This window comes from Bartonella jaculi (assembly GCF_039543045.1).
In the GTDB taxonomy this organism is placed as follows: Bacteria; Pseudomonadota; Alphaproteobacteria; order Rhizobiales; family Rhizobiaceae; genus Bartonella; species Bartonella jaculi.
The window spans coordinates 1-5,095 of sequence record NZ_BAABIZ010000049.1 but is presented as its reverse complement, the minus strand read 5'-3'; the positions used below and the strand labels follow the sequence as shown (position 1 = coordinate 5,095).

7 protein-coding genes and 2 pseudogenes are annotated in these 5,095 nt (G+C 52.7%); 2 read left to right on the top strand and 7 right to left on the bottom strand.

Annotated elements, in window-relative coordinates; all coding sequences use genetic code 11:
- Positions 1–872, bottom strand: a pseudogene (locus ABD915_RS08855) (hypothetical protein); the annotation flags it as partial.
- Positions 873–899: 27 nt separating this feature from the next.
- On the opposite strand from ABD915_RS08855, the pseudogene ABD915_RS08850 reads away from it, so the two are divergent.
- Positions 900–2,177, top strand: a pseudogene (locus ABD915_RS08850) (toprim domain-containing protein); the annotation flags it as partial.
- A gap of 168 nt (positions 2,178–2,345) precedes the next feature.
- On the opposite strand, the gene ABD915_RS08845 reads toward ABD915_RS08850, so the two are convergent.
- The 5 genes from ABD915_RS08845 to ABD915_RS08825 all read right to left on the bottom strand — a co-directional run bounded on the left by ABD915_RS08845 (position 2,346) and on the right by ABD915_RS08825 (position 4,005).
- Positions 2,346–2,615 (bottom strand): hypothetical protein, encoded by a 270-nt coding sequence (locus ABD915_RS08845; RefSeq protein WP_345117485.1) that lies wholly within the window; start codon positions 2,613–2,615, stop codon positions 2,346–2,348.
- Positions 2,616–2,730: 115 nt separating this feature from the next.
- On the bottom strand, positions 2,731–3,111 hold the full coding sequence (locus ABD915_RS08840) for a hypothetical protein (protein WP_345117483.1): 381 nt from the start codon (positions 3,109–3,111) through the stop codon (positions 2,731–2,733).
- 81 nt (positions 3,112–3,192) lie between these two features.
- Positions 3,193–3,366 (bottom strand): hypothetical protein, encoded by a 174-nt coding sequence (locus ABD915_RS08835; protein ID WP_345117481.1) that lies wholly within the window; start codon positions 3,364–3,366, stop codon positions 3,193–3,195.
- Positions 3,367–3,426: 60 nt separating this feature from the next.
- A complete protein-coding gene (locus tag ABD915_RS08830; RefSeq protein WP_345117479.1) occupies positions 3,427–3,633 on the bottom strand; it encodes a hypothetical protein in 207 nt (68 codons plus the stop codon).
- 186 nt (positions 3,634–3,819) lie between these two features.
- On the bottom strand, positions 3,820–4,005 hold the full coding sequence (locus tag ABD915_RS08825) for a hypothetical protein (protein WP_345117477.1): 186 nt from the start codon (positions 4,003–4,005) through the stop codon (positions 3,820–3,822).
- 88 nt (positions 4,006–4,093) lie between these two features.
- Between ABD915_RS08825 and ABD915_RS08820 the strand changes: the two genes are divergently transcribed.
- Positions 4,094–4,690 carry a hypothetical protein gene (locus ABD915_RS08820; RefSeq protein ID WP_345117475.1) on the top strand — a complete coding sequence of 199 codons (597 nt, stop codon included), beginning with the start codon at positions 4,094–4,096 and terminating at the stop codon, positions 4,688–4,690.
- A gap of 165 nt (positions 4,691–4,855) precedes the next feature.
- Here ABD915_RS08820 and ABD915_RS08815 read toward each other — a convergent pair whose 3' ends face one another.
- Positions 4,856–5,032 (bottom strand): hypothetical protein, encoded by a 177-nt coding sequence (locus ABD915_RS08815; protein WP_345117473.1) that lies wholly within the window; start codon positions 5,030–5,032, stop codon positions 4,856–4,858.
- Between the last annotated feature and the right edge of the window lie 63 nt (positions 5,033–5,095).

Below are 5,095 nucleotides of genomic sequence, written 5' to 3'. Positions count from 1 at the left end.
CAGAGCAACCCCACACCGGCACGGATCACCCCCACACCAGCACGGATCACCCCCACACCGGCACAGATCAGCCCCACACCGGCACAGAGCACCCCCACACCGGCACAGATCAGCCCCACACCGGCACAGAGCACCCCCACACCGGCACAGAGCACCCCCACACCGGCACGGATCACCCCCACACCGGCACAGAGCACCCCCACACCGGCACGGATCAACCCCACACCAACACGGATCAACCCCACACCAGCACGGATCACCCCCACACCGGCACAGAGCACCCCCACACCGGCACGGATCACCCCCACACCGGCACAGATCAGCCCCACACCGGCACAGAGCACCCCCACACCGGCACGGATCACCCCCACACCGGCACAGAGCACCCCCACACCGGCACGGATCAACCCCACACCAGCACGGATCACCCCCACACCGGCACAGAGCACCCCCACACCGGCACGGATCACCCCCACACCGGCACAGAGCACCCCCACACCGGCACAGAGCAACCCCACACCGGCACAGAGCAACCCCACACCAGCACAGATCACCCCCACACCGGCACAGAGCACCCCCACACCGGCACAGAGCAACCCCACACCAACACGGATCACCCCCACACCGGCACAGAGCAACCCCACACCAGCACGGATCACCCCCACACCGGCACGGATCACCCCCACACCGGCACAGAGCAACCCCACACCGGCACGGATCACCCCCACACCAGCACGGATCACCCCCACACCGGCACAGAGCAACCCCACACCGGCACGGATCACCCCCACACCGGCACGAACCACCCCCACACCAACACGGATCACCCCCACACCGGCACAGAGCACCCCCACACCACAAATCAGGAACATATCTCAACAGAGCAGATTTTTTCCTCGACAAATCGTATCCTTGTCATCACCGAAGGAGAAATTGATGCCCTTTCGTTAGCGGCCTATGGATATCCGGCGGTTTCGGTACCGTTTGGTGGCGGCAGTGGAGGAAAACACAATTGGATTGAGAATGAATTTGACCATTTAGAAGCATTTGAGACCATTTTTTTAGCCACCGATATGGACAAGGCTGGTGAAGAAGCGGCACGTGAAATTGCCAGCAGGCTTGGTCGTCATCGTTGTTACCGTGTCCGTTTGCCCAAAAAGGACGCCAACGACTGCTTAACCGCTGGTGTTGATATCGCCACCATAAAAGCGGCCTTTTCCTGCGCAAAAAGCTTTGCGCCAGAAGGATTACGGCGTGCCTCAGACTATAAAGAACAAGTGATAGGACTATTTTGGCCAGCGCCTGAACAGCATCTTGGTTACACGGTTCCCTATCCGAAACTCAACGGCAAGCTTTATTTTCGTCGGGCGGAATTAACGCTATGGAGCGGAGCGAGTGGTGCCGGAAAGAGCCAACTGTTATCCGACTGTATTCCCCATTGGATTTCTCAAAAGAGCCGTATTTGCTTAGCCTCTTTAGAAATGAAAGGAGAACAATCTCTACGCCGTTTAACGAAACAAGCAGGAGGCGTAGAGCAGCCCACAAGAGAGATGATTGAGCAGATTCTTCATTTTTTAGACGAAGGTTTGCTTCTTTATGAGCATGTTGGCAAATCGAGTGTCGACACATTGCTCGATGTCTTTGACTATTGCCGCGCACGTTATGGCTGTGATCAATTTATCATAGACAGTCTGATGCGTTTAGGCATCAGCTCTGATGACTATTCCGGACAAGAACAAGCGGTTTATAAAATGGTTGATTGGGCTGTTTTAAACGCGGTGCATATTCACCTTGTTGCCCATGCGCGAAAAGGCGGATTAGATAAAGATATCCCTGGCACGGAAGATATTAAAGGCGCCTCAGAAATTGGCGCCAATGCCTTTAACATCATCACCATTTGGCGCAATCGACCGTTAGAAGACCAAATCTTTGCCGCATCACAGAGGGAAGAAAAAGCTGCCTTATCCGAACGCCCCGGCGTGATTATGAATATAGCCAAACAACGTTCCGGAGATTTTGAAGGCAAAATTGGTCTTTGGTTTGACCCCAAAACCTACCGCTATCGCTGCTCCCCTGAACAGCCATTAACGCTACGGCATTATTTTGAATGCTCAACGAACACCACTTGCTTCCAGAACCAATCCCACAGAACACCAACACACCTTACGCCCTCATAAGCAAAAAAAGGGAGAAGTCCAAGAAAGGACTCAAACACTTCATCGTTGGCGAACACAAACCACGTAATCCCCATATGCTTTTCTCCCACATGCGCCACCCCAAGGACAATTGCAACAATGCCGAAAAACACGACCCCCTTCAAAAAGTACGCCCCACGCGCCCCCCACTTACCTCTGCACTCTCATCAGTAAAACCAGAAGCAGCTCCAGTAATGCAATACCCACCAGCCCCTTCAAGAACAATCCCCAGGTAATATCAAAACGCTTTGCTCCCTTATAAGCAAAGCCAAGCGCCACTCCAGCAAAGGCGCAAAACACCACAGCCTTTAAGAATACGCCCCACGTAACAGCAGTATTTTTCGCTCCCAGCAAAATAAAACCAAGGAACGCTACAACAATGCAGGAAAGCACCCCCCCGTTCAAAAACACGTCCCACATAACAGCCGGTCTCCCTGCCCCCACGAGCGCAAAACCAAGGAAAACGCCAGCAATGGTGCAAAACCCCACCTACCTCAACAACCGATCCCATAGAACGCGAACACACCTCGCTCCCTCATAAGCAAAAGGAAAGGTAAATCCCACAATGAATAAAAACGCCCAATCCTTTGAGAACCAAAGCCAGTCTACACCAACGCGCTCCGCTCCCACGCGCGTACAAAGAAGGAGCGCTCCAGCGCCGCAACCAAACACCAACCCCTTCAATAACCACAAACAACGTGTCACCACCCCATCCTGCCGCCCCCTCATCAACCAAATCAAGAACCACTCTAACGATGATGCAACAAGCACCGCCCCCGTCAAGAATAATCCCCACGTCCCCCCCATACTCCATGCCCCCACGAGCGCAAAAACAAGTACCACTCCAGCAATGGCGCAAAACAGCACTGCCTTCAAAAACACGCCCCGCGCAACAACCATACTCCCGCTCCTTCATCAGTAAAAATTAAAGACACCGCCCACAATAAGGCGAAACACGAACCACTTCAAGAGCACCCCCGCCCCCCAAGCCGCCCCCTCATAAGCCAAACCAAGGACCACTCCAGCAATGCAACAAAAAGCTACCTACTTCAAGAGTAACACCCCACGCGCCCCCCAAGCCGCCTGCGCCTATATGTGCCAAATCAAGGAGAGCTCCAGCAATAGTGCAAAACAGCACTGCTTTAAAAAATACGCCCCACACAATCCCCATACTCCCACTCCTTCATCAGTAAAAATTAAAAACACCGCCCACAATAAGGCAAAACCCCACCTACCTCAACAACCCAGCCCATAGAATACGAACAGACCTCGCTCCCTCATAAATAAAAGGAAGGGTAAACCCACAAATGAATAAAAACCCCCAATCCTTTGAGAACCAAAGCCAGTCCACACCAACGTGCTCCGCTCCCACGCGCGTAAAAACAGAGACTATTCCAGCAAAGGCGCAAAACAGCCCCCCTTCAAAAACGCCTCCCATGTAATAGCTGGATTCCCCGCTCCTTCATAAGCAGACACCAAAGACAACGCCCACAATTAAGGCGAAACACGAACAACTTCAAGAGCACCCCCGCCCCCCAAGCTGCCCCCTCATAAGCCAAACCAAGGACCACTCCAACGATGCAGGAAAGCACCATCCCGATCAAAAACGCGTGCCACGCAACCATCACCCGCCCCGCCCTTTCATCAGTAAACACCAAAGATAAATCCCACAATGGTGCAAAACCCCACTCCCTTCAAGAACAGCCCCATGCCTCCAATGCCCCCCAATCCCCCTCAACACCCGAGCAAACGTCCACCAAAGCACCCCCGCCCCCCAAGCTGCCCCCTCCCCCAAGGCAACACCTAGCAAAGCTTACCCCTCATGCGCCTAGAGCAACTCACATCTGATTTTTTTGAACATAAAACGACATGACAATTTTTGCAGGAGAGGAGATACCATGAAACATCAAGAGACAAAGAACAACAAAGAGGAACAAAAAAACACGCCCCCCAGTTTTTCCTCCTCCGACCATAGTGCAGAGAAAGCACACATTGGGCATTTAAAAACGCAAGAAGTATGGATTGAAACGAGCAACCCTTATTTTCAGGCAACCCACCCAGAAAATGCGAACAACCCGCGCACTGTTAAAGCCATTGCCAATGCACGGGGGCGTCCTATTGCGCTTTTATATGCAAAAGGGCATATCAGCAAAGCACAATATAGAGCAGCAGAACGTTTTTATATTTACTGGCGTCAAAATCGAGCTGACCTCCACATGAGCCCTGATTACACGCGTCCAAAGGTTGCGTGTAGCCAGAGTTACACACACCCCATTGAACGTCAGATAGAAGCAGCCAATCATTTACAACAGGTCAAAGTTCAGCTTGGTATTCTTGGCTATTGGCTTGTTGAACAGGTAGTTGGTTACGATCAAGCCATCAAAGACTTAACCTCCTCAAAACGCAAACAAAATTCCCTTGCTGATCATTTACGAGATTGTTTAGAGCTGCTTGCATTGCATTGGGGATATGCAAGCCGTAAAGACTCTGAATGATTCGAGCAGCTTTCTCCCCCTCTCTCCGCTCCCGTTCTCAGCCGGCACCCTCTTGTACCTGCGCCTTTTCCGGCACTCCTCTCTCCCCTCTTTTTCATGCTCCCCAACCAAATCACCTCACGGTCTCCCTCCCACCAGCAGAAGCCGCCGCCCTCAGAGATCCTCTCACATGGGCTTGCCGCCCCCGGCAACCAGCTTCACGCTAGAATGCACCCCCATTCTTTCCCACCAAGAGCCAACCTCACCAAACCCTACTCCACTTTTCAACACCCTCTTTACCCCACTCTTCAACCTCCCATTATCCTTTACCCGCTCTTCGAAATCCGCACACCACACCGCCATTTTCACAGCACTCTTATGCACCTTTTAACGCACTCTTTGAGAGCATCTTTAAGAGACACGCAT

Bases quoted from the DNA above. Each gene is read 5' to 3' on its own strand.
- ABD915_RS08845 (WP_345117485.1), bottom strand. From the start codon at position 2,615: ATGTGGGACGTGTTTTTGAACGGGGGGGTGCTTTCCTGCATTGTTGTA.
- ABD915_RS08840 (WP_345117483.1), bottom strand. From the start codon at position 3,111: ATGAAGGAGCGGGAGTATGGTTGTTGCGCGGGGCGTGTTTTTGAAGGC.
- ABD915_RS08835 (WP_345117481.1), bottom strand. From the start codon at position 3,366: ATGGGGATTGTGTGGGGCGTATTTTTTAAAGCAGTGCTGTTTTGCACT.
- ABD915_RS08830 (WP_345117479.1), bottom strand. From the start codon at position 3,633: ATGGGAGGCGTTTTTGAAGGGGGGCTGTTTTGCGCCTTTGCTGGAATA.
- ABD915_RS08820 (WP_345117475.1), top strand. From the start codon at position 4,094: ATGAAACATCAAGAGACAAAGAACAACAAAGAGGAACAAAAAAACACG.
- ABD915_RS08815 (WP_345117473.1), bottom strand. From the start codon at position 5,032: ATGGCGGTGTGGTGTGCGGATTTCGAAGAGCGGGTAAAGGATAATGGG.